This window comes from Pseudalkalibacillus berkeleyi, assembly GCF_021608225.1.
In the GTDB taxonomy this organism is placed as follows: Bacteria; Bacillota; Bacilli; order Bacillales; family Fictibacillaceae; genus Pseudalkalibacillus; species Pseudalkalibacillus berkeleyi.
In genome coordinates this window covers 583,421-608,313 of the sequence record NZ_JAKIJS010000001.1, presented here as the reverse complement: position 1 = coordinate 608,313, position 24,893 = coordinate 583,421, and the positions used below count along the sequence as shown (strand labels likewise).

20 protein-coding genes are annotated in these 24,893 nt (G+C 39.2%); 4 read left to right on the top strand and 16 right to left on the bottom strand.

Annotation, left to right across the window (positions count from 1 at the left end):
- Positions 1 to 11 precede the first annotated feature (11 nt).
- On the bottom strand, positions 12 to 2,435 hold the full coding sequence (locus tag L2716_RS03250; protein ID WP_236331731.1) for a heavy metal translocating P-type ATPase: 2,424 nt from the start codon (positions 2,433 to 2,435) through the stop codon (positions 12 to 14).
- Between the two features lie 20 nt (positions 2,436 to 2,455).
- Complete coding sequence (locus L2716_RS03245) at positions 2,456 to 2,755, bottom strand: metal-sensing transcriptional repressor (protein ID WP_236331728.1); 300 nt, start codon at positions 2,753 to 2,755, stop codon at positions 2,456 to 2,458.
- Positions 2,756 to 2,943: 188 nt separating this feature from the next.
- Between L2716_RS03245 and L2716_RS03240 the strand changes: the two genes are divergently transcribed.
- Genes L2716_RS03240 through L2716_RS03230 form a run of 3 tightly spaced genes read left to right on the top strand, consistent with a single transcriptional unit; the run spans position 2,944 to position 6,648 of the window.
- Complete coding sequence (locus tag L2716_RS03240; RefSeq protein WP_236331726.1) at positions 2,944 to 4,434, top strand: spore germination protein; 1,491 nt, start codon at positions 2,944 to 2,946, stop codon at positions 4,432 to 4,434.
- The gene (locus L2716_RS03235; RefSeq protein ID WP_236331724.1) at positions 4,424 to 5,527 is read left to right on the top strand and encodes a GerAB/ArcD/ProY family transporter; all 1,104 of its coding nucleotides are present in this window, start codon (positions 4,424 to 4,426) and stop codon (positions 5,525 to 5,527) included. Before L2716_RS03240 ends, L2716_RS03235 begins: the two co-directional genes overlap by 11 nt.
- On the top strand, positions 5,524 to 6,648 hold the full coding sequence (locus L2716_RS03230) for a Ger(x)C family spore germination protein (protein WP_236331722.1): 1,125 nt from the start codon (positions 5,524 to 5,526) through the stop codon (positions 6,646 to 6,648). Before L2716_RS03235 ends, L2716_RS03230 begins: the two co-directional genes overlap by 4 nt.
- Positions 6,649 to 6,712: 64 nt before the next feature.
- On the opposite strand, the gene L2716_RS03225 is transcribed toward L2716_RS03230, so the two are convergent.
- From L2716_RS03225 to L2716_RS03195, 7 genes are all read right to left on the bottom strand, one after another.
- Positions 6,713 to 7,765, bottom strand: coding sequence for a class I SAM-dependent methyltransferase (locus L2716_RS03225; protein ID WP_236331720.1), 1,053 nt, complete (start codon positions 7,763 to 7,765; stop codon positions 6,713 to 6,715).
- 84 nt (positions 7,766 to 7,849) lie between these two features.
- A complete protein-coding gene (locus L2716_RS03220; RefSeq protein WP_236331718.1) occupies positions 7,850 to 8,602 on the bottom strand; it encodes a TspO/MBR family protein in 753 nt (250 codons plus the stop codon).
- A 42-nt stretch (positions 8,603 to 8,644) separates the two neighbouring features.
- Entirely contained in the window at positions 8,645 to 9,310 is a 666-nt protein-coding gene (locus L2716_RS03215; RefSeq protein WP_236331716.1) for a TetR/AcrR family transcriptional regulator, read from the bottom strand.
- Positions 9,311 to 9,338: 28 nt separating this feature from the next.
- On the bottom strand, positions 9,339 to 10,358 hold the full coding sequence (locus tag L2716_RS03210; RefSeq protein ID WP_236331714.1) for an ABC transporter permease: 1,020 nt from the start codon (positions 10,356 to 10,358) through the stop codon (positions 9,339 to 9,341).
- The gene (locus L2716_RS03205) at positions 10,348 to 11,073 is read right to left on the bottom strand and encodes an ABC transporter ATP-binding protein (RefSeq protein WP_236337780.1); all 726 of its coding nucleotides are present in this window, start codon (positions 11,071 to 11,073) and stop codon (positions 10,348 to 10,350) included. Before L2716_RS03205 ends, L2716_RS03210 begins: the two co-directional genes overlap by 11 nt.
- Before the next feature lie 289 nt (positions 11,074 to 11,362).
- Positions 11,363 to 12,076 carry a purine-nucleoside phosphorylase gene (gene deoD / locus L2716_RS03200; RefSeq protein WP_236331712.1) on the bottom strand — a complete coding sequence of 238 codons (714 nt, stop codon included), beginning with the start codon at positions 12,074 to 12,076 and terminating at the stop codon, positions 11,363 to 11,365.
- 93 nt (positions 12,077 to 12,169) lie between these two features.
- The gene (locus tag L2716_RS03195) at positions 12,170 to 13,864 is read right to left on the bottom strand and encodes a M3 family oligoendopeptidase (RefSeq protein ID WP_236331710.1); all 1,695 of its coding nucleotides are present in this window, start codon (positions 13,862 to 13,864) and stop codon (positions 12,170 to 12,172) included.
- A 331-nt stretch (positions 13,865 to 14,195) separates the two neighbouring features.
- On the opposite strand from L2716_RS03195, the gene L2716_RS03190 reads away from it, so the two are divergent.
- Positions 14,196 to 15,062 carry an STAS domain-containing protein gene (locus L2716_RS03190; protein ID WP_236331708.1) on the top strand — a complete coding sequence of 289 codons (867 nt, stop codon included), beginning with the start codon at positions 14,196 to 14,198 and terminating at the stop codon, positions 15,060 to 15,062.
- Between the two features lie 265 nt (positions 15,063 to 15,327).
- Here L2716_RS03190 and L2716_RS03185 read toward each other — a convergent pair whose 3' ends face one another.
- From L2716_RS03185 to L2716_RS03155, 7 genes are all read right to left on the bottom strand, one after another.
- Positions 15,328 to 17,304, bottom strand: coding sequence for a S9 family peptidase (locus L2716_RS03185; RefSeq protein ID WP_236331706.1), 1,977 nt, complete (start codon positions 17,302 to 17,304; stop codon positions 15,328 to 15,330).
- Positions 17,305 to 17,326: 22 nt separating this feature from the next.
- Entirely contained in the window at positions 17,327 to 18,250 is a 924-nt protein-coding gene (gene opp4C, locus L2716_RS03180) for an oligopeptide ABC transporter permease (protein WP_408005286.1), read from the bottom strand.
- 11 nt (positions 18,251 to 18,261) lie between these two features.
- Positions 18,262 to 19,212 carry an ABC transporter permease gene (locus tag L2716_RS03175; RefSeq protein WP_236331704.1) on the bottom strand — a complete coding sequence of 317 codons (951 nt, stop codon included), beginning with the start codon at positions 19,210 to 19,212 and terminating at the stop codon, positions 18,262 to 18,264.
- Between the two features lie 134 nt (positions 19,213 to 19,346).
- Positions 19,347 to 20,999: a peptide-binding protein gene (locus tag L2716_RS03170; RefSeq protein WP_236331702.1), complete on the bottom strand. Its 1,653-nt coding sequence runs from the start codon at positions 20,997 to 20,999 to the stop codon at positions 19,347 to 19,349.
- 96 nt (positions 21,000 to 21,095) lie between these two features.
- The gene (locus L2716_RS03165; protein WP_236331700.1) at positions 21,096 to 22,121 is read right to left on the bottom strand and encodes an ABC transporter ATP-binding protein; all 1,026 of its coding nucleotides are present in this window, start codon (positions 22,119 to 22,121) and stop codon (positions 21,096 to 21,098) included.
- A complete protein-coding gene (locus L2716_RS03160; protein WP_236331698.1) occupies positions 22,090 to 23,106 on the bottom strand; it encodes an ABC transporter ATP-binding protein in 1,017 nt (338 codons plus the stop codon). Before L2716_RS03160 ends, L2716_RS03165 begins: the two co-directional genes overlap by 32 nt.
- Before the next feature lie 297 nt (positions 23,107 to 23,403).
- Positions 23,404 to 24,624, bottom strand: a complete 1,221-nt coding sequence (locus L2716_RS03155) for an MFS transporter (RefSeq protein WP_329610096.1) — start codon at positions 24,622 to 24,624, stop codon at positions 23,404 to 23,406.
- Between the last annotated feature and the right edge of the window lie 269 nt (positions 24,625 to 24,893).

The window sequence follows — 24,893 nt, the reverse complement described above, 5'->3', positions numbered from 1 at the left end:
CATATGATTGTTTATAATTTCACTCTCTTCAATCGAAGGGAGTTACTAACGACAGATACGGAGCTGAATGCCATTGCCGCTCCAGCGACCCAAGGTGCAAGGAGGCCGAGTGCAGCAATCGGGATTCCCGCAGAGTTATAAAACAATGCCCAGAACAGATTCTGACGAATGTTCTTCATAGTTTTTTGACTTAACAAAATCGCTTTACTGAGTAGCTGCAAATCTCCTCCCACTAAGGTGACATCAGCCGTCTCAATAGCAACATCTGTACCAGTCCCAATTGCAACTCCAATATCAGCCAGTGCTAAGGCTGGCGCATCGTTTATGCCATCCCCAACCATCATCACACGCTTACCTTCATCTTGTAGTTGCTTCACTTTATCTGACTTATCCTCTGGTAGAACTTCAGCAAAAACGCCTTCCAATTCAATCTGATCAGCAATAGCTTGTGCCGTACGTATGTTATCACCTGTTACCATGTACACATCGATTCCCATTTGCTTCAGTTGGTGAATCGCTTCTTTAGAGGTCTCTTTAACGGTGTCCGCAACGGCTATAAGTCCAGCTAAAGTACCGTTCATTCCAACTAGCATAACGGTTTTCCCTTCTGACTCTAATGCCGAAATTTGCGTTTCTTTTTCAGAAGTAGAAATTGAATGCTGCTCCATTAATTTACGAGTTCCTACTAATATGTTCTCATTATTTATCGTCGCTTTAACCCCGTGACCAGGGACAGCTTCAAAATGATCTGTTTCTTTATATTCGATTTCCTTTTCTTCACCGTATGCGACGATCGCATTTGCTAACGGGTGTTCAGATCCACGCTCAGCTGAGATCAAATAGCTTAATAATTGATCCTCTTCCACGAGCGGAATCCAATCGGTTACTTCAGGCTTTCCTTTTGTGATTGTACCCGTCTTATCAAGTAATACCGTATCAATTTTGTGCGTACCTTCGAGAAATTCTCCTCCTTTAAAGAGAATGCCACGTTCTGCTCCCTTCCCAGTCCCGACCATTATGGAAGTTGGTGTTGCAAGACCTAATGCACAAGGACAAGCTATGACAAGAACTGCAATCGATGCTTCAAGGGCTGTCGGCAGTTCTCCTGGTGCAGCAATAAAGAACCATATGAGGAACACCAAAACGCTGATTCCAACTACGATTGGAACGAAAATTCCTGAAATGATGTCAGCCATTCGTTGAATTGGCGCTTTCGAACCTTGAGCTTCTTCAACAATCTTAATAATACCTGCCAGTGCGGTATCCTTGCCGACCTTAGTTGCTTCGACTGTTAATGAGCCATTTTTATTAATCGTAGATCCGATGACTTGATCATCTACTGCTTTTTCGATTGGAATTGATTCACCTGTAATCATGGACTCATCAACAGACGACTGCCCTTTGACCACAAGCCCATCAACTGGGATTTTTTCACCCGGCTTAACAATGATGTGATTTCCAACTTCCACTTGATCAACAGGAATCTTCTTCTCTTGACCTTCAACTAAGATCGTCGCTTCCTTTGCTTGTAAATTCAACAAAGATTTCAATGCGAGGGTCGTTCTTCCCTTTGCCAAAAATTCAAAGTACTTACCAAGTAAGATCAACGTAATGAGTATTGCACTTGTTTCAAAATACAATTGAGGTTCATATCCCGGCTGCCAGAGCGTCCGTAGGGATTCAACTAAACTGTAAAAGTACGCTGCGGAAGTACCTAGTGCGACAAGGACATCCATATTTGCGCTTTTGTTAGCTAAAGCTCTGTATGCTCCGACATAAAATGGACCCCCGATGTAAAATTGGACAGGTGTCGCTAGAAGCAATTGTATCCAAGGATTCATCAAAAAGTGTGGAACCGTAATGCCTGTTTCAAATGGCATGTGCCCTAGCATTGTATACAACAATGGTAAGGATAACAGAATTGAAAACAGTAATGTGCGTTGCTTTTGCTTTAATTCTCGATCCTTAGAGACCTGCTTTGAGCCTCCATCCTCTTTTACCTTAGCCGAGTATCCTAACTTATCAATCTTCTCAAGTATGTGATCGATTGAAACAAGGCCAGGTTTATACTCAACAGTTCCTACTTCAGTCGTCAAGTTAACGGTGGCTCTCGTAACGCCATTCATTTTACCGACAACTTTTTCAATTCGATTGGAACACGCTGCACATGTCATTCCTTCAATATCAACTTTTATCGTTTCAGAAGGAACATCATATCCCAGCTTTTGAATCTTATCGATAAGGTCACCTGTTGAGACTTTCGTTTCATCAAACCTGACTTTCGCTTTTTCAGTAGTCAAGTTAACCGCAGCTTCAACGCCATCCATTTTGTTCAGTACTTTCTCAATTCGAGTTGAGCAAGCCGCGCACGTCATTCCTGAAATCGGAAGTGTCTCTTCTCTCGTCTCATTCGTTAAAGGTTGTGCTTGACTCATTTTTTACACCCTTCTTTCGATTATGACTTTGAAAACTGTCTCATGATTTTCATGAGCTCATCGATGTGATCGTCACCGTTCCCTGATTCGATTGCATGCTTTACACACGTATTTGTGTGACGCTCCATTAAAGAGAAGCCTACCTGCTTTAAAGCAGAGTTGACTGCTGATATTTGTACGAGTACATCCATACAATACCGGTCGTCCTCTACCATTTTTTCTATTCCTCTTACTTGACCTTCGATTCGTTTCAATCTGTTCAATACTTTTATCTTTTCATCTTCCGACCTAGGTATGATCGGTGAATCATGTTCTGGCATACCTATCACCTCTTGAATTCTTTTGATAGTATTACTATACCCCCCTATAGTATTTATTGCAATTATTTTGCATACATACTCTTGGATACTTTTAGCAATAGTGGGAAGTTTAATGTTGAGTATACTTTTGAGCGGAGTGGATTCATATGAGGGGAAGAAGGTCTCCTAAACCGATTAAAAAGAAGAAAATGAATTCTTATCAAACTGAATTCCACACAACTACACAAACTTTTTTTCCAAGTCTAGAAGAAAACCTAGACTATATTAAGAATGCTCTCTTTCATTCTGGGGATTTTGAAACAAGGACCATCACATTCAACGATAAGAAACACTTGATTGTATTTATTGCATCCTTAGTTGATAAGAAGAAAATGGATGAGTTTGTCATTAGACCTTTACATGAAAATAAATCTGGAGAAATTCCTGAGGTCATAAATGTAACACAGGTCAATTACACAACGGATTTAACAAAAGTCGTACGAGGGTTAATTGAAGGACAGTGCGCTATCATCGGGGAAGGGCAAGATCATGCCTACTTAGGTAATGTTTTTGCCATTCACTTCAGAAACATATCTGAACCAACTAATGAGTATGTGATTCGTGGCTCTCATGAAGGATTTATAGAAAGTTTACAGACGAATATTTATTTACTTCGTAAACGAATTGAAAACCCAAACCTATATTTGAAGTACATAACTTTAGGTAAGGCGACAAATTCGAAATTAGCTCTTATGTATATGAAAGATTTGGCGGATCCTGAATTAGTGAAAACCATAGAAGAAAGATTGAATTACATTGACACAGATGCCATTCAAACGCCTGGATATATTGAAGAATTCATTGAGGATTACCCACTATCTCCATTTCCACAAGTGTTGAATACCGAGCGACCTGATAGAGCCACGGCCAACCTTATGGAAGGGAGAATCGTTTTATTAATGGAAGGCAGTCCGACCGCGATCATTTTACCTGTCACCTTTTTCTCTTTTTATCAATCCCCAGACGATTACAATAGCCGTTGGATTGTAGGTACATTCTTAAGAGCCATTCGTTTGTTCAGTTTTTTGATTGCCATTGGTTTACCTGCAGTGTATATCGCATTAGTCTCGTTCAATTTTGAAGTCATACCGATTGAGCTTGTATTTTCAGTGAAAAACTCTTTGGAATTCATACCGTTCCCTCCATTATTAGAAGCGTTTATCATGCAACTGACACTGGAGTTATTGAAAGAAGCTTCTGTCCGGCTTCCGAGTCCTATTTCCCAAACAATCGGTATCGTTGGAGGACTCGTAATTGGAACTGCTGTTGTTCAAGCTAACTTAATTTCCAATGTCATGCTGATTGTCGTTGCCATTACCGGTATCGCTTCATTTGTGGTCCCTTCTAATGAAATGACGACAACCGTACGTATATTAGGTTTTCCACTTATGATCATGGCAGCTTTGTTTGGGTTTGTAGGTATTGTTTTTGGACTTATGATTCTGCTTATTCATATGTGCAAAATCGAGCCATTTGGTCATCCATATTTTGCTCCGTTTGCACCTTTCCACATGAATGACTTAAAAGATACAATATTCCGGTTGCCCCGTTGGATGATGAATACTCGACCGATGGATCCAAAACCTCAACATTATCAGCAGGTATGGCCATCAAGAGGATGGAAAAAGGATGAAAAATAAGGCAGAATCCATAACAAAATATCAATTGTTTTATATGATTCTTCAAACACAAATTGGTGTTGGAGTTCTCGGTCTTCCTTTCGCGGTCCATCAGACTTCCAAGAGTGATGGATGGATTTCTGTAATCGTTGCTGGTCTGGTGGTTCAAATTTTAATCCTTACTCTATGGTTATTAATTCGTAAATATCCAGGGGAGACGATTTTTAGCATTGCTGAAAAAGTAGTAGGACCCTATTTCGGTAAATTAATCAACATTCTATATGTTATTTATGGAACCATTGTCTGCACGCTGATTTATCTTTTATATCAAGGTATTCTTAAGCTCTGGGTACTTCCGAATACTCCAAGATGGGCAGTCATGTTGATGATGGTAATTGCTAGTATTTACTTAGCAAAAGAAAGAGTCAGGATCATAGCTCGCTTCTACCTCTTCGTATCTGTTATGATTCCAGTGCTCATCATCTTGACGTTCATCTCATTTCCTGATGTTGCTGAAACTCGCTATTTATTCCCGATTGGACAGGCTGGTTTGTATAATATTCTATTAGGTGCTCATTCTGTATTAATCTCTATGCTCGGTTTTGAAATGTTGCTATTTCTTTCTAAGTATGTTGAAGCAGAAGACATTACAATATTAAAGTCCGTCAGCCTAGCAAATGGTGTCACTACACTTATTTATGTCATTTTGACGTTGGTCAGTTATGTAGTTTTCTCGCCGAAAGAGATAGAATTAGTCCCTCAACCAGTCCTTTATATGTTAAAGGCAATAACATTTAGGATCGTTGAACGAATCGACTTACTTTTCATCTCAATTTGGATTGTCATTGTTGCTACCTCACTCATTAGTTATTTGTTGTTCGCCTCGAAAGGATTAGCTTATTTATTAAAACAGAAAGAACATAAAAATTCAGTTTACATCATTTCGGCGTTTGCATTTTTTGCAGCATTAATTCCACAAACAAAATTTGAAATTGATAAAATTGGCACCTATGTCGGTTATATAAGTTATATATTTATTGCAGGAATCCCGATTATTTTACTTGCAATCTCAACATTGAAATCAAGATTCTCAGCTTGGAGGGCGTCGAAATGAAACGTATCCTTTTAGGGCTCATTTTACCCTTGTTTCTCTTAACAGGTTGTTGGGATCAGCAACTTATTAAAGATTCTCGTATTGTTTATGCTGCAGCTTTTGACAAAGGTGAAAACGGTAAAGTACGTGGATCAGCCATTATACGGGGCTTTGTTGCTGGAGGAGAATCAGGTGGTGGTACGCCACGAAACGAATTCGTTTCAGCAGATGGTCGCACCATTCGGAACATACGGATGAATATTGATCGTAAGCTTTCTGGTAACTTTACTGCAGCGAAGAATAGACTTTTTTTATATAGTGAAGAGCTCGGACAGTCTGGGTTATATCCCCTACTCGACATTTTTTATCGGGAACCTTCAAGTTCCTTGAACTCTCGGATTGCAATCACTATCGGGGATGCAGAAGATTACTTGCAATTAATGAGAAAGGGTAATACATTAATTGCAGAATATCTTGAAGAATTAATCACTAGTGCTGAGCAAAATACAATCGTCCCAAAGATCGATATTCAGTCCATCTGTCCATTGTTTTTTGATCCTGGAAAGGATCCTGTAATCCCTTATCTGCAATTGAACGAAGAAAATGAAGAAGTGAAAATAAGGGGTCTGGCTCTCTTTCAAGATGATAAAATGACTGGAACCCTCAACTCAAAAGAATCTACCCTATTGTTGATTTTAATGAATAAAACGAACAAGGTTACTCGGTTAGTCAGGAAAATACATGAAGATAAAGAACATGATCTCGAAAACTTTGTAACTGTGAACGTAGGAAAGAGTAAAAGTAAAATGAAGGTCATCACAGATAAAACTGGATCTGTAGAAGTTTCTTTTGATATCAATTTAAAGATAAGTGTGGTTGAATATCCTTCCGACAACTTAACAAGTAGTAAAGAAATCAAAATGTTAGAGACTAGACTATCAAAAACCTTGGAAAAGGATATGAACAAAATGATAAAAAAGATGCAGGCTGCAAACAGTGATGTTGTAGGAGTTGGTCGGGAATTAATCGCTTATCATCCTGAAACGTGGAAGAAATTAGATTGGCGAAAAGAGTATCCTAATATTCCAATTCGAGTAAACAATGTGAATGTCAAAATAACGAATACTGGAATTATTAATTAGCAACCACAACCATAAAGAAGCCAAGTCCTTCAATATTATTGATGGACTTGGCTATTTTTACTTATTATCGTTGTTTTGCCACTATGCCGTTATGTACTTTCATATATCCGTGTCTCATAATATCAAATCCTGATTGATAGACGTATAGCCCCATTTGGCGTATGTCCATCAATTCCCGGTACGTATGGTTCATTACATCTGACATAACTCGGTAATACATGCGAGATTTCCACTGGTTCCTAGGCGTTGTCATAATGACATATCCTCCAGGTTTCAAAAATCGCCTATGAAAATCTAATATCTCCTCTTTATAAGCATCTGGCACATGTTCTAGTAAGCCGACACTCATGACGATGTCGAACTCTTTACCGTATTTGAGGTTCCGAATATCATCAACGACGTAATCGATATTCATTTGTTTTTTATACCAAACACGCGGACTGCCGGTTTGTTCGTTCGTACCTAAGAATGGATAGGTGTCAGGAAATTCTGCAAAACGGTTCGTTTTACAGAACTCATCGTAGTCTACCATTACAACTTGGCCGCCCGGATACATGGCATGTAACTGCATTGCCTCATACCCTTCAGCAGCCCCGAGGAACAAGATATTCGGCTTCTTTACATCAAGACCTTCAAACAGTGCCCTTTTGCCTCTCGGGTCCCAAATACCATCCTCTACTCGATGGGCATAATTCCATAAAGAAAGTCGCATCAATTCTCCAATGCTCGTCTTTACTTCGTTCATGTTAAATTGTTTCATGTTTAGAAAAAGCTGCTCTTTCGCTGCTGAGCGTTCTTTTGGTACATCTTTTATAAACCACTCATGAAAGGATCGATTGAAATATTCCCAAGACGTTTTGACGGGCATCTTCTGCTCATGCTCTCTTTCCCAATTGCGAAGGTCAACTGACATGGTTTTCACTTCATATGGTTTTCCGACATCTTTCCAAGACAATTGGGACCAATCACTAACCAAATTAGCATTGAAAAATTTGTCAGGCATTTCATTTCTCGGATTCCTTAAATCAATTCGGTAGCTTGGTAGAAGATTTGTAAATTCAAAGTTACTCTCATCAAATGGGGCTTTCTCAGGCTTATGCATCATTTCAATACTCATGAGCTTTCCTCCGTCCATTTAGCGTATTAAATCAACTATTGCATAGACGGAGTATATCGTCAAATGGTTTTTCGAATTTTCAGACTATAACAGTTTGTTTCGTCTTCGGACATTTAAGGTATAAATGAACAACGCCCCTATAACGACCGCCATTCCAATGGCAGTGTATTGAATGGAAGGATACTCTTGCTGCTTTACTGCAATCCCAATATATGCCCAGATAAATACGAGCGGGAATGCGAGATCATCATTTTTCCACGAGAAAACAATGGCCAACATCGTTCCAGCAAAAAGAAGTACCAAAGTCCATGAGACATCAGATAACCCCCACCCCTTCCACTGATTGTGTTCTAGAACGACTCCTGTATTGACGATGGTTGCAACCGAGACCCATCCCAGATAGATAGAAAACGGCAGTCGATCCAACAATCTCTTGCCAGATGACCGTTGTATGAACGAGTAAAGAATAATAAGAGATAATAACAATCCCACCATGACGACCAGCGTCCAATTGAAATATTCATAATGCCAAAGGACAATCCAAGCTGCATTTAACAATGAACTGACTACAAACCATATTCCTGTTTTTTGAAAGACATTGTGATTAACGCTTTTGGGAAAAAGTAGATAGATTAGCCATACAGCCAACAAAACATAAATGACAGACCAGATTGAAAACACATACCCTGCAGGGGTAAACAATACGTTGAACCGATCAGAAATTTCTCCGGTTGTCTGTCCATTTAAAGGTAAGATATTAGCATATGCGTTGATGCCTACCATCAAAATGTACGATAGGACAGAAAGCATGTAGAGTACGATCACTTTTTTATTCATTACTTTCACCTCTATCTCATACATACCTCAATATACAGCATTTTATTCTTCTATTTTCTCAGAACGATGGACACCATACAAAATCATCTGGATCGTTTCTTCAATAACTTGTTCATCATCCCACTCATTTTCCGGAAATAGAATGAACCGTCCAACTAGAAACCCAAACACTGAGGAGGCAGTAAATCGTATGATTGAGATTGGTGGTAATTCCACTAATTCCCCTTTTTCTTGAAAATGAACAATGATACCGGTCAGTTTTTCTTTTACATGTTGAAGTACGGTTTCAGAAAACTGTTGCTTTAACTCTGGGTGAAATGGAATTTCTTGAAGCATTATTTTTACAACTGCAATATGTTTTTGAATAAACTCAATTCGATTCAGAAATAGTTCACGAAGAAATCCCTCATAAGTGTCAAACTCTTGGTCAAAGATCTTGTGTAAGTCTTTAATAATAAATGGCGCCATGAACTTTGCCATAACAGGAGCTACAATTGATAATAATAGATCCTTTTTCGTTTTATAGTGTCTGAATATTGTTCCTTCCGCAACTCCTGCTTTTTTTGCAATTTCAGATGTAGATGAGCCTGAATATCCTTTTTCTGCAAAGACTTCAATAGAAGAAAGCAAAATCTTCTTTTGTTTTTCTGTCATTTTCTCATCATCCATTATCTGAAAAAACTCATTTGCCCACTCATTGAATTCCATTGTGTTGACTCCTTTAGGTTACGATGTTTTAGAAGCTTCTATATTTTCTTAATGCGAAAATATTTGCGATTGAAAAGAAAAGTGAGAATCCAAGTAAGACCATTAATTCAAACGCAATATCCTCAAAACCTAACCCTCTAATCATAACATCTCTTAAAGCCTCGGCAGCATAATACAATGGGGTGATCGGACCGATCCAACTAACCCAATTTGATATAGAATCTAAATCGAAAAGTCCAGAAAAGAAGACTTGAGGAACGACAACAATTGGAATGAATTGAATCATTTGTAGTTCGTTCTGTGCGTATGCAGATAAGAGAGTCCCAAGTGATAATGCGGTAAATGCACATAGCAAGGTGATCACTACAACCCATAGGAAATCACCAATCATGAGAAGATCCAATACATAAATGGAATAAAATACGATGAGTATTGATTGTATAACCGTAAAGAATCCAAAGCCAAGCAAATATCCAATGACGACTTCTGACTTTTTCACTGGACTTGCCATTAATCGTTCAAGCGTCCCACCGGTCCGCTCTCTCAAGAATGATACGCCAGCAATTAAGAAGACGAAGAAAAATGCAAAGAATCCTATTAACACGGGACCGAAGTTATCAAAGCTCGTCATATCCTCATCACCATAATAATACTCAATCTCAGGTTCAACCTTCCCTTGACCTGATGGTTGTAGTACGTTCTTTACGGTTGCAAGAATTCGCTGGTTCATTCCAGGATCACTACCTTCAAGAATGATCCGAAGTTGCTGATCTTTTAACGTCACCCAACCATCCAGTTCACCAGATCGAAACTCCGATTCAGCTTTAATCTCACTTACCTCTTTATAATCAATATCCGCTTCTTTTAATTTTTCGATAACCGGACTTGGCAGATTTTCACCACCAATAGCAGGTACCACATCTTCACCATTAAATACGAGCGAAATAATCGTCAAAATGAGTAAAGGGGCAACAAGCATCATCGCTAACGTTCGTTTATCATGAAAGAACTGCTTAATGATCCGAATGGTCAATGCTTTAATGCGCATGCTGCACACCTCCTCCATAATGTAAAAATGCCTGCTCGATCGTTTCTGTTTCAGTTTCTTTTTTCAATTCGGCTGGACTCCCTACAGCAATAATTGAGCCTTCACGCATCATCGCTAAACGGTCACACTTTTCCGCCTCATCCATTACATGTGTTGTTACGAGTATGGTCATACCCATCTCCTTTAACTTATATAGCTCTTCCCAAATAGATTGTCTAAGTACTGGATCAATGCCAACTGTCGGCTCATCTAAAACGATTAAATCGGGTTCATGAAGTAACGCTACGGCAAGTGATAACCTCCGCATCATACCACCAGAATAATTGCGCACAAGCTTTCTTTTGTGTTCGGTTAAATTAACTAGGCTAAGAACATGACTAATCCGCTCTTGCCTCTTTTTCCCTTTCAAATGATACATTGCAGAGAAAAAGCTGAGATTTTCTTCCCCTGTCAGATCATGATACAAACCATCTGTCTGTGCCATGTATCCAATCTTCTGAATCGGTTCAGCTGAAGGCATTTTTTGATCAAAAATGACCATTTCACCACTTGAAGGCTTTTCAATACCAGCGATCATTTTGACAAGAGTCGTTTTGCCAGCCCCTGAAGGACCGAGCATCCCAAAAATCTCCCCTTTTTCTATGGAGAGAGAAGTCTTTTGAATGACTGTCGTTTTTCCAAAAGCTTTCGTTAAATCCGTAATCTGAATAACCATTTTCATATGCGCTCACCTCTCTACGGTAAGATTAAAATAAAGTGAGTAATCACTCACTTTTATAATATTCTTCATTTCCTTTTCATATTCCTTCTTACTTCACTGATTTGAGTGCTTTTAATCATCTATTCACTGCGTTTTCTCGTCATTCTCTGGTTAATCTGACCATTTCACATGATAATCTGATCATTTCATTCGATTATCTGATCATTTTAGTAAAATATACCCGTATTACAAACGCAAAAAAAGCACCCGGATTCCCACCCGGATGCTTTTCACTCTAATTCGCTTATTGAGTTTGTTCTACTGCTGTATCGAGGGCGACTTCAATCATCTCATTAAAAGTAATTTGTCTTTCTTCAGATGATGTCGTTTCACCAGTAAATACATGGTCACTTACTGTTAAAACAGATAGTGCATTAACACCGAATTTGTTCGCTAATGTGTATAGTGCTGACGTTTCCATTTCCACAGCGAGCACTTGATAATCTGCCAATTGCTTCGCAAGATCCATCGTATCGTTATAGAACGTATCACTTGTGAAGACGTTACCTACCTTCACTTCAAGACCGCGTTCTACCGCTTTACCATATGCACGGTGGAGTAAATTGAAGTTCGCTGTCGGAGCAAAGTCGATGCCACCGAAACGATGACGATTAGATGAAGAATCTGTAGATGCTGACATTGCAATGATTACGTCACGCACTTTAACATCCTTTTGGAAAGCACCACATGTACCTACACGAATTAGATTCTTCACGCCATATTGCTCAATCAATTCCTGAGCATAAATGGAAATGGAGGGAATCCCCATACCTGTCCCTTGCACAGAAATGCGTTGCCCCTTATAAGTACCAGTGAATCCAAGCATACCTCGCACTTCGTTATAACATGTAACGTCTTCTAGAAACGTTTCTGCAATATATTGTGCTCGTAATGGATCTCCTGGTAATAAAATCGTTTCTGCTATTTCTCCTTCTTTTGCACCTATATGAATACTCATACATTCATTCCTCCTAAGTGTTATAAATCCATGGTGTAAACTCTGTTAAATAAGGTACCCTGTTTGGCGTTGTTGTAATCTTAACATTTGGGATCAAAGCTTTTGATCATCCACCTGATTCAACCAACCTTCAATATCTGCTATTACAGATTGAACACAGTTTTCAGTGAATGGTGATTGTAAATTGGCAAATTGTACGAGCTCGGTAAAGGATTTGCTACCACCTTGTTTACATAGCTGTAAATAGTCTTCCCATGCTTGTGACCGGTCTTGGTTCGCCTTTTCCCAGAACTGGAATGCACAGATTTGAGCTAAAGTATAATCAATGTAATAAAAAGGTGAGCGGAAGATGTGGCTTTGTTGATGCCAGAAACCACCGCGTTCTAAGTAAGCATTCTCCTCATATGTGCGATGAGGTAAGTACTTTTTCTCAATCCTTCTCCAAGCCTGCTTTCTCTCTGCCGGTGTTGCTTCAGGTGTTTCATAGACATAGTGCTGAAACTCATCAACAGCTACACCGTATGGTATAAAGTTAAGCGCAGAGCTTAAATGACTGAACTTATATTTTTCCGTATCTTCTTCAAAGAAGTACTCCATCCAAGGCCATGTGAAGAATTCCATACTCATGGAGTGAATCTCTGCTGCTTCATAAGTAGGTATTGTGTATTCTGGTACGGATAGATGGCGACTAGAGTATACTTGGAAAGCATGTCCCGCTTCATGCGTTAGAACATCAATATCATGTGAAGTTCCTACGAAATTCGAGAATATAAACGGAGATTGATAATTGCTGATATATGTACAATACCCGCCCGATTGCTTGCCTTGCTTACTCACAAGATCCATTAGTTCATTGTCAAACATATATTGGAAGAACTCATTCGTCTCTGGAGATAACTCCTTATACATACGCTTCCCATGGTTAATAATCCATTCAGGATCGCCTTTTGGTGTCGGATTACCCGATTTAAAACTATACGGAATATCGTAATAAGTCAAGGTCTCAACGCCAATACGCTCTCTTTGTCGTTCGTAAAGCTTTTGTGAAATCGGTACAATATATTCTTTTACTTGGTCTCGAAATCCACGTACTTCTTTAGCTGTATAGTCAGAGCGGACCATCCGGTCATAACCTAGTTCAACAAAATTTCGGTAACCTAACTTTTTGGCAATGTCTGTCCGAACTTTAACTAGATTGTCATATATTGCATCGAATTTTTCTTCATTGTCTTCTAAAAAACCATACCTTGCTTCTGTAGCTTCCTTCCGAGTTTTTCGATCCTTCGATTGAACAAACGGAGCGAGTTGAGGTAGAGTCCTTTCCTTACCATCGAATTGAATTTTCGCGCTAGCGATCAATTTCGTGTACTCCGTAGATAATTTATTTTCTTTTTTCAAATCTTCAACAATTTCATCAGAGAATGTTTTCAAGGATAGCTCGGCAATCCTAAATAGTTGAGGTCCCCATTCTTCTTCAAGTTGATTTCTATATTTCGAGTCAACAAGTCGTTTGTAGAACTTCGAAACGAACCCTTCATATAAGGGAGAGTGCTCATCAAAGAAATCATTCTCCTCTTTATAAAACTGATCATTCGTATCAATTGAATGGCGGATGGAACAGATCGTCATCATCGTCTCAAAATGATTCCGTTCTTCCACAATTCCTTTTAAGGCATCACTTTGTTGATCATAGCTTTCAGCTTGCTCGAACTTTTCTAATAATGACAAGAAAGCTTGTTCAAATTTTTTCAGGTCAGGTCTATCATATTGATATTCACTAAATTTCATTGAATAATCCCCTTTTCTTTGATTACTTTTCCATATAGGACTTTCTCCAAACTATAGAGAAAGTCCTTGTTCTATTTCTCATTCTTAGGGCTCTGTCCCTTGTATTCATAGAAATATAATCTTGGAAGCTTTGTGTAAACCCAGTGGTCATGAAACAGGGATACCGTTACAAACGCAACTATTTGCCAATCAATCCCTTTCATCTGCACCACACCTCTCAATGTGTCCTACTCTATTCTATGAAACACACAGGCTGTCTTATATTTTATTTTCAAATGGATATTCATGTATAATGAAAATTAACAAAATGAAAATAGCTGGAGGAAATCTAATGTCACAGAGTATGAGATTAATAGGTGAAAAAATCGTAGAAAACCGATATGAAATTTCGAAATTATCCTTAGAGTTTCGTATGGAGGAAGATCCTGTAATTGTTGAAAAAATCCAATCAAGACAAATTTCCTCAATGACACCCGAAGAAGCAGAAGAATTCACTGGAACCTTTGTCCGTTATTTAGGAGAAGCGGTGTATGGGGATGAAAAGCTTTATTTTGACCTTGTAACAGAGTGGAGCAAAAAGGCTGGAGAAATCGCCGTAAAGGAAGGAATACCTCTTGAAGAATCACTAGATGGTCTACGTTTTTTCCGAAAAGCCATTCTTTCAATCCTGAAACAAGAAGCGAATCAGTTGTCATTAACCATTGATGACGTGATTGATACATGTTCAATTATTGATCCACTTCTCGATAGATGTATTTATTGTTTCAGTCTTGTTTACCTAGATGATCACAAAGAGTTTGTTCGAAAAGCACATGCTAATGTCCAAGAGCTATTAATGCCGATCGTACCCGTCACAAATGGAGCCGCAGTGCTACCAATTGTGGGTGAACTAGATGAAGAACGATCTCACTATATTTTAGAAAAGGCGTTAGAACAAAGTAGCCGACTTAAGCTGCGACACCTGATCATTGACTTATCAGGTATCGTTGTCATCGACACAATGGTTGCACACAACTTGTTCAGAGTCGTCAATGCATTGAAGCTTCTAGGTGTTGAGTCCATCATTACCGGAATGCGTGCAGAATTGACACAAACTGTCGTCTCATTAGGGATTGATTTCAAAGACATAATTACCTTCAGCAATTTACAGAAAGCATTGGAATCGATTGGATTCGTCCAAAAGGAATATCAACGGTAACGGGACAAAAAAGAGGCTGTAAGAAAATCAGTGAAAACTGATCTTCTTACAGCCCTTTGTTAAATAAAGAAATTGATTTCTTCGAAATTCACTCCCTTTCCGCGGGCGAACCGTGAGCCCCCTCACACGCCGTAGATACCAGTAGGTTAAGTTTGCTGCGGGGTCTCGCCTGGCTCGCTATTCCCGCAGGAGTGTCGTGAATTTCGTTGAAATCAACAACAATGTATGATGATGTTCAGTTTGATTTCAGTGACTCCATTTTCATTTAAATGTTCGCTACTCTTGATGTTTTCGGAATTAATCTGTAGTGATCGAACCATCCACTAATCTGCTCAAGTCTTGCCATCCTCATAGCAGGGTCACCATTGCGCGATAAATTATGATCTGCATCAGGGAAACGAACTAATCTTGTCGGCTTCTTTTGCTGCTTTAATGCTATATATAGCTGTTCAGCCTGTTCAATTGGACATCGATAATCTTTTTCACCATGAATAATTAACAAGGGTGTTTCTATATGCTTAACAAAACGTATCGGTGAATGGTACCAAAGCTTTTCAGGATCCTCTTCCATATGAACCCCAATCTCGCCCTTTGTAAAAAAGTATCCGATATCACTAACGCCATAGAAACTTTGCCAATTGCATATCGATCGTTGCGTAACAGCCGCTTTAAATCGGTTGGTATTCCCTACAATCCAATTGGTCATAAATCCACCGTAGCTACCGCCCGTTACGTATAATTCCTCTGAATCAATCCAATTAAAGGATTCAATTGCGTGATCAACACCAGACATTAAGTCATGATAATCACCACCACCATAATCCCCTCTACAACCATTCACGAAGGTTTGACCATAACCATGACTGCCTCGAGGGTTTAAATACAACACCGCATAGCCCTTAGCAGTCAAACATTGAAATTCATGAAAGAATGTGTTCCCATACATCATGTGAGGACCACCATGAATGTAGAGAATCATTGGATATTTCTCACCAGCTTTAAAATCATTTGGTTTCAGCATCCAACCGTGAATGACTGTTCCATCCTGACTTGGATATTGGACGGGCTCTGGTATGGAAAGTGTTATGTTGCATAACAGCTTTTCGTTATGATAAGTGAGTGGTTCTTCCATTAGACTATTAATATCATGCCGTACTAGATCCCCCGGATGCGCAGGTGTACTGATTGCTAAATATACATCTTTCGCATCATCATCCATTGCATATTGGTAGATGTGACGATCTCCTTCAACCATTTTATCTACGTTACCGAATAGGTCGATCGCATAAAGCTCTGTATTCCCAAATTCACTAGCGAGAAAGTAGAGTTGTTCACTATTATTGCTCCATGTAAGACTTGGAGACATGTCAATGGAATGAAGGTCACTAATCATGACATCTCCAATTTGAATATCTAGTTTTCCAGTTAAGCATTGAGTAGAATCACTCTCTCGATCATAAACAAACAGCTCGTTATAGGTTGCATGACTATACTTTTGATCATGGCCAACATACGCAATGTATCTTCCGTCTGGTGAACAGACTGGGTGTGATAAAGTCCCTTTTATTTCAGAAATAGCCTTAGGCTTTTGATCAAACTCATAAACATAAACTTTTGATTGAATATAAGATTCAGGCTCATCTTCTTCAAACTTCACATAAACGATTCCAGACCCGTCATTTGTATAACTAGAATATACATAATCTGCATCTCCCTCTAATAACACCTTTATTTCCTTCGTATCGAGAGTGATTTGAGCAACTTGTTCATAAGATTGACTGGTGAGTGACGGTTTCCCATCCGCCTTGTACCTAAGTTGATCGACGATAATCGGTCCATTTTCTTCATCTTTTTTGTTTGTAAATTGATAAAGAATAGAATGCCCCTCTGGATGCCAGCTAGGATTTGAGACGCCATGATCCATATCAGTCACGATTTCCGGCTCTCCTCCGCTTGCTGATATGGTCCAAACTTGCATTTTTTCAGTCCGATTAGAAAGAAACAGGAGCTCTGACCCGTCTGGCGACCACCTTGGATTGATGTCCATTGATTTGCCGCTCGTCCAGCGGGCCACTTTCTTTGTCGCAACATCCATCATATAGAGGTTTGATTGATATTTCTTGTCTTCATTAATTTCTTTTACTACATAAACTAAACGTTTTCCATCAGGAGATAATTGAGGATCACTTACGAATTTCAGCTTTAAAAGGTCTTCGATTTGAACGCCATTTTGTTGATCCATCTATCTTCCTCCTTTAAGGTTCCTAAGACTTCATTTTCGGATCCAATGCATCACGCAATCCATCACCAACAAAGTTAAATGCTAATACAGTGATAAAAATCGCGAGTCCTGGAAAGATTGGGTACCAAGGACTTTGATACATGATGGTAATGTTCTGTGCATCTTGTAACATATTCCCCCAGCTCGGTGTTGGTGGTTGAACGCCTAATCCTAAATAGCTAAGTGCTGATTCTGCTAAAATGATGATGCCAATATTTAATGTCGCCGAAACAATAATGGGACCCATTGCATTCGGCAAAATGTGAGAGAAAATGATTTTCGAGCTTCTTACACCCATTGTCTTCGCTGCTAGCACGAACTCCCTCGTTCGAAGGCTTAAGAATTCTCCTCTTACCAATCTTGCAGTACCTGTCCATCCGAATAATGCAAAAGCCAAAATCAACATGTTAATGCTCGGGCTGAAGATCGTTACAATCGTAATTAAGAAGAATAGACTTGGGAACGAGAGGAATACATCAACAACGCGCATAAGGAATGCATCTACCAAACCACCATAGTATCCCGCAATAGCACCTATAATCGTTCCGATAATGATGGATGCGGTAACTGAAGCAAACCCTACAAGCAACGAAATTCTCGCACCGTATAGCATACGTGTATACATGTCTCTTCCTAATGTATCTACGCCTAGCCAGTGTTCACTGTTCGGTGGTGTAAGCTTTTTCAATAATTCTTGAGTACTCGGTTCGTACGGCGTTAAATAGGGTGCAAAGATTGCAGCTAGTACGATTAGGATTAACATGACTAACCCGACAACCGCTAACTTATTTTTCATAAATTTATCAACTGCAATACGTGACAGTGTTTCTGGCTTTTGTGGCATTGGTGCCATAGGCTCTGGATGAACCGGTACGTTGGGTTGTAATTGATTTTCAGGCTGTGACATTTTAATCCCCCTTAATACTCAATTCTTGGATCAAATACGGCATATAGTATGTCAGCAATCAAGTTCCCTATAACAGTCAGGGCAGCTGTAATAACGGTTACTGCCATGATGACCGGGTAATCTCGTTGAAAGGCTGCATCTATAAACAACAATCCAATTCCAGGCCAGTTAAAGATCTTCTCAACAATCACCGTTCCTGCAAAGAACGAAGGTAATAACAAACCGAAAATCGTTATGACAGGAATGAGTCCATTCCTAAGACCATGTTTATATACAACTTTGTTTTCTTTAAATCCTTTTGCACGTGCTGTTCGAATATAATCTTGCTTCAACACTTCAAGCATACTCGTCCTCGTATACCTTGTTAAAGCTGCCATATCCGCAGTAGCTAGTACGAATGCAGGTAAGATCAAGTGGTTCAACCTGTCTATTAAACTAAACGGTTCATTTAACGTCGCGATCCCACCGGTAGGCAACCAACCTAGTTGGACTGAGAAAAACATTATCAATACAAGACCTATCCAAAAGTTAGGTGTAGCAAGGCCAAGAAAAGAAGTAAATGTTACAGAGTAGTCTGTTAGTGAATATGGCTTTCTTGCTGAAAAGATCCCAAACGGAATCGAGATGATGATCGCCAGGGCTGTAGAAACAAGCATCAGAAATAACGTATTCGGTAAGCGCTGTGCAATCAGGAAAGAAACATCAGTCCCTTGTCTGATAAGTGATTGCCCAAAATCACCTTGTAGCATATTTCCGACCCACTTAAGATATTGGATATGAGTAGGATCGTTTAATCCATATTTTTCTTTATAAGCCTCCATATCCTCTGGTTTAATATTCGGATCCATCATCAAAGCTGTTGGATCACCAGGTGCCAAATGAATAATACCGAACGATAATATGGATATACCGATTAACAAAGGTATAGCCATTAATACACGACGAATGATGTATGAAAGCAACAGAAATCCCCCTTTTTTTATCTACTTAAATGTGTAGTCGTTATGTAAAGGCGAGAAAAATTAATTGATATAAACAGGAGATGGATAAAGCTATAAGAGTAACGCTTTACCCATCTACATCCTGTTTTAAATGTTTACTTATCCATCCACCATTTTTCGATCATGTAATATTCACTTGACGGATGGTGTACAAATCCTTTAATACTAGCGTCAAGCGCATAGTGGTCATTCGGGTAATACAAGAAGGTATATGGTTGTTGCTCTGCAATTCCTTCTTGAATTTTTGCAATTGTTTCTTTTCGTTCGCTTTGTTCAACTTGCTTCGTATTTTCTTCCATTAACTTATCCAATTCAGGATCTGAGAAGTGAACGAAGTTTAACCCTTCTTCACGTTCTTTAGAGTGCCATAATGCAGTTGGATCTGGATCAGCAGATAAGCTCCAGCCTAAGATAACAGCATCATAGTTCCAGTTTGGTGCAGTTACGTCTTCAATGAACGCACTCCACTCCATAATTTTCGGTGTCACTTCAATTCCAACTTGCTTTAATTGCTCTTGTACAATTTGTGCAATTTGCTCACGAGCTTTATTTCCTTGGTTTGTTTTCACTTCAAATGAGAATTTCTTCCCATCTTTTTGAAGGATGCCATCATCACCAGGCGTCCATCCTGCTTCTTCTAACAATTGTTTCGCTTTATCTACATCGAAGTCGAACTTTGGTACATTTTCATTGTATGCCCAGCTCAATGGACTTGAAGGAGCATGTGCAATTTCTCCGTCACCATCTAGTACTGCTTGAATCATTGAATCACGATCTAGAGCATGTGTTAATGCTTGACGGACTTTTGCGTCTTGGAATAACTCATTCTTTTGGTTGTATCCAAGATACGTATAAGCTAAAGATAACTCTGTTGAAAGGTTGATTTTCCCATCATCCACAAGCTTTTCAGCTGTTGGAAGATCAGAAGATTGTACAGAAGCTTGGTGAACATCACCATTTGCAATTTGCGCCATCAATGCATTCGCATCTGGAACAATTTTGTACGTAATAGAATCTAAATATGGTCTACCATTGTAATAATCATCGTTCGCAACAACTTTAACGTATTGTCCTTCTTTCCATTCTTCAAATTTAAATGGTCCTGATCCTACTGGATTCTTCGTATTGAATTCATTTTCGCCAAGTTCAGCAATTGGAACATCCTTTAGGATATGCTCAGGAAGAATTCCGTAAGAGAGCGTACCAAGGAATGGAGCATACGGCTCAGACAAAGTAATCTTTACTGTTGTATCATCTACCACATCAATCTTTTCGATCTTTTCGAAATCAGATGCACGTGGACCTGTATAGTCCTCACTCAATGGAATGCTGTAAGTAAATTTAACATCTTCAGCAGTCAATGCTTCCCCATCATGGAACTTAACGCCATCATGTAGCGTAATCGTCCAAACGAGTCCATCATCAGACGTTTGCCATTCCTTAGCCAAGTCACCTTGTGGCTCAAGGTTCTCATCATATTTCACGAGCCCGTCATATAACCAACCCGAGATATCAGAGCTTGAAATATCTGTGGAATATAGGTCGTTGAATAGTGTTGGAGCACCAATGGAACCTACAATCAGATCTCCACCTTCTTTAGGCTCACCGGATGCTTGCTCTTCAGTGTTGTTTTCATTTTCATTTTCTTTTTCACTCGGCTCTGTAGCAGGATTTGCATTACACGCCGCCAGGAAAATAGACAATACAAACGTTAATAGAACCAACAAAGTAAACTTCTTATTCTTCAAATTGCTAAACCCCCTTAGTTTTTAGAACAAATTTGAATGAATCTGCACAACGAACCCAATATTCCCTCCCTCCGCTTAGTAAAATGAGTAACATCTCTATTCGTAGAGATGACATGCAACATAGTGGTCTGGCTGTACTTCTTGGAACTTTGGAATCTGTTGCTTGCAAATATCCATCGCTGCTGGGCATCTCGTATGGAAAACACAGCCTTTAGGTGGATTGGATGGACTTGGCAAATCCCCAGACAAAATAATTCTTTCCCGCTTTATCTGGCCCTTCTTACGGGGAACGGGCACAGCCGACATTAGTGCTTGTGTATAAGGGTGCATCGGCTCTTTATACAAGTCATGCTTATTAGCAAGCTCCATCATGTTCCCAAGATACATCACACCTACACGATCTGAAATATGCCTAACGACTCCTAAATCATGCGAAATGAACAAATATGTAAGGTTGTAACGATCTTGTAAGTCTTCCATTAGATTAATGATTTGAGCTTGGATCGATACGTCTAAGGCAGACACTGGTTCATCAGCAATCATTAACTCTGGATTAAGTGCAAGTGCGCGAGCGATACCGATTCGTTGGCGTTGTCCCCCGGAAAATTCGTGGGGATACCGGTTCGCATACGATCGATCTAAGCCTACTGTATCAAGCAGTTCCTCGACTTTCTCCTTACGTTCAGGTGAATTTCCATAATGATGCGTTTTCAAAGGCTCCATTATGCTTGTCCCAAGTGACTTTCTAGGATTTAATGATGCAAATGGATCTTGAAATATCATTTGCATTTGTCGCCGAACGGACTTTCGTAATTCTCCTTCAGGAGTGGTGGTTATATCTTGATTATTAAAGAGAATTTTACCGGATGTAGGTGTATACAAGCGGATGATCGCTCGGCCTAGTGTTGACTTCCCACAACCAGACTCCCCAACAATTCCTAAGGTTTCTCCTCTTTTGAGAGTAAAAGTAATCCCATCTACCGCCTTTACATGACCGACCGTCCGTTGCATGATCCCTGCTTTTACAGGGAAATGCATTTTCAAGTTAGACACTTCTAAGATCGTATCGGTTGAAGCTTTATTGTTCGAATCAACGGTGAGAGTATTGGTCCTTTCCTGCATGGCCAGCCCCCTTTTCATCTTCATACAAGAAACATCGGACCGTTCTTGTACCATACTTTTTCTCTAATAACTGTGGTTCTTCTGAAAAACATCGATCGAATGCTTTAGAGCACCTTGGCGCGAATCTACACCCGTTAGGCATTTGATCTGGTGTTGGCACGTTCCCTTTAATCGGGTTCAACCTGCCGATTTCTGCATCAATGTCAGGAACCGATTCAACCAGACCTTGTGTATATGGGTGGAGTGGTTCCTCGAACAAATCGTCAACACTTGCTTGTTCAACGATTTGTCCTGCGTACATAACAATGACTCTTTCTGCCAGTTCCGATACGACACCTAAATCATGTGTAATCAGTAGAATTGAAGTATTCACTTTTTTAGATAAATCTTTCATGAGGTCTAAGATTTGAGCTTGAATCGTAACATCTAATGCTGTGGTAGGTTCGTCTGCGATAAGAAGTTTGGGATCACAACTCATTGCCATGGCGATCATGACACGTTGCCTCATCCCGCCAGATAATCGATGTGGGTAATCCGAGATGATGGACTCTGCCCGAGGAATACCTACTAGCTTAAGCAATTCAATTGCTTGTTGAGTAGCCTTTTTTCGAGACAGACGTTTGTGGTATGTAATGACTTCGATAATTTGTTCACCTATGGTCAAAACTGGGTTTAAAGAGGTCATCGGCTCTTGGAAAATCATTGATATTTCATTTCCTCGAACCTTACACATTTCATTTTCTGATAAACGTAGTAGGTTCTTCCCTTCTAGAGTGATTTCTCCTTCAACAATTTTTCCATATGGGCCGGGTACTAACTGCATGACAGAAAGTGAAGTCATGCTTTTGCCACATCCCGACTCACCGACTAGAGCGACTGTTTCACCTTTATTAATCTTAAAGTCGACTCCATCTACTGCTTTGATCGTCTTTTTTTTGTCGAAAAAATAGGTCTTAAGATTTTCGACACGTAATAATTCTTCCAAACGAACAACCCCCCTTGTGTATGTTGCGTTTGAAGCAAGTTTCGTTTCCATTCGCCTAATTGTGTGAACTTTGTTTATTTTTTGAATTATTTTACAACATTATAAAATTTAAAATCCGAACATTCAAGATGTTTTTTAAGAAAATTTAAACAAATTGTAATTATTGACATATTATAGTTACTTACCTTCAGTCGATAAAACCTTATGTATCAAGGGTTCAAGCATTTTAATCCATTTTATAAATAAATAAAAAAAAGACGCAAATTGTGATTTGCGTCTTTTTTACGTATTCGACAACTATTTTGATATTTCGACAGATTCCCTGTTCATTCTGCCTTTAGTAGAAAGATGACGGAGAACAATAATGGATACATATATGAATGAACTGATCCCAAAACTGACTACCATCACTTTAAATCCTATTGTATCTAAGAATAGCCCTGTTAATAGCATTAAAGCTTGGAAAATGATATTGTCAATCATCCCTTTAATAGAGAAGAATCTTCCGTGATATTCAGAAGGAACATCCGTTTGAAAAATGGTTGTTACTACTGGGAACAGCGTGCCTGCAGCTAATCCAAATATACCAAAAGATATGATCGACATGATCTGGTGCTCTGCAAAAAATAGTGATAACTGTGCTGTCGCAATGACAAAAGTAATCGCCAACATATAAGTTAATTTTGGTTTGTCTTTAAAAAATTTATTGGCTATGAATGTTCCGATAAAGACACACAGCCCTTCCGTCGTGTACAAGATCCCTTTAATACCAGGGTTATTTTGAAGCTCACTAATTTCTATAACCATCAAGTTAAAACCAGAAATAAATAAGAAAGCTGGTATTAATAGAAAGATTCCATTAACAACCATCCGTTGTTTCTTAATAACGGGATATAATTCTCGAATTGTACTTAGGAAGTTTTCTTTCTTAGCCTTTGCATCCTTCTTTTTCTTCACGTCTTCGTCGGCTCTGATAAAGAATGTCGCAATTAATAAAATGACGTAGGATACAAGTGTGACTGTGTATAAGGAATACAATGACATCGCGACAAGCATGACTCCACCGAGGGCTGTACCAATAATTCTTGCCCCTGTGAATATATTAACGTGGACACTATTTGCTCCAAGTAATTGGTCTTTCTTTACAATTAAGGGCAGCATCGTTTGCATGGCTGGGTTTGCGAACGTTCCTGATATCCCAATGACAAACGTATAAATGACCATCCACCATACTGAGTTGGTCGCAATCGCTAAATACATGAATAAGATCGCTACAACTCTAGCAAAACCTGCGTATATTAAAATGTTTCGCTTAACACTTCGATCGATCACTCTCCCAGCAAGAGGTGCTAGAAAAATTCCGACTAGAAATCCTGATAATATAATTAATGCTTGCAAAAAAGATGATTCAACATTTTTCTGTAGAAACTCAAGGTTACCGATAATTCCAACCCAAAGTCCCGTACTAGAAACCGCTAATCCAAACATCAAAAGTATGAAATTCTTGTTTCTCCACACCTTTTCTATCCCCTCTCAACCGAAAAATAATTATTTCGGGGCTCTAAATATATCCTTCCTTATTATAAATCGGAAAATGGATGAATGCACCTTTATTGCTTAAAATTACGCAATTGTTCACAGTTACCCTATGTTTGCGAGAATGCCAAACGTAAAGGTGTGACCTTATATTCCAAAGGGTTCTATCCGCGGGAAGTGCTCCATCACGATACGGCGGACAGTAAGAGGGCCTTTCTATCCGCGGGATGTACTTCCTCACAATACCACGG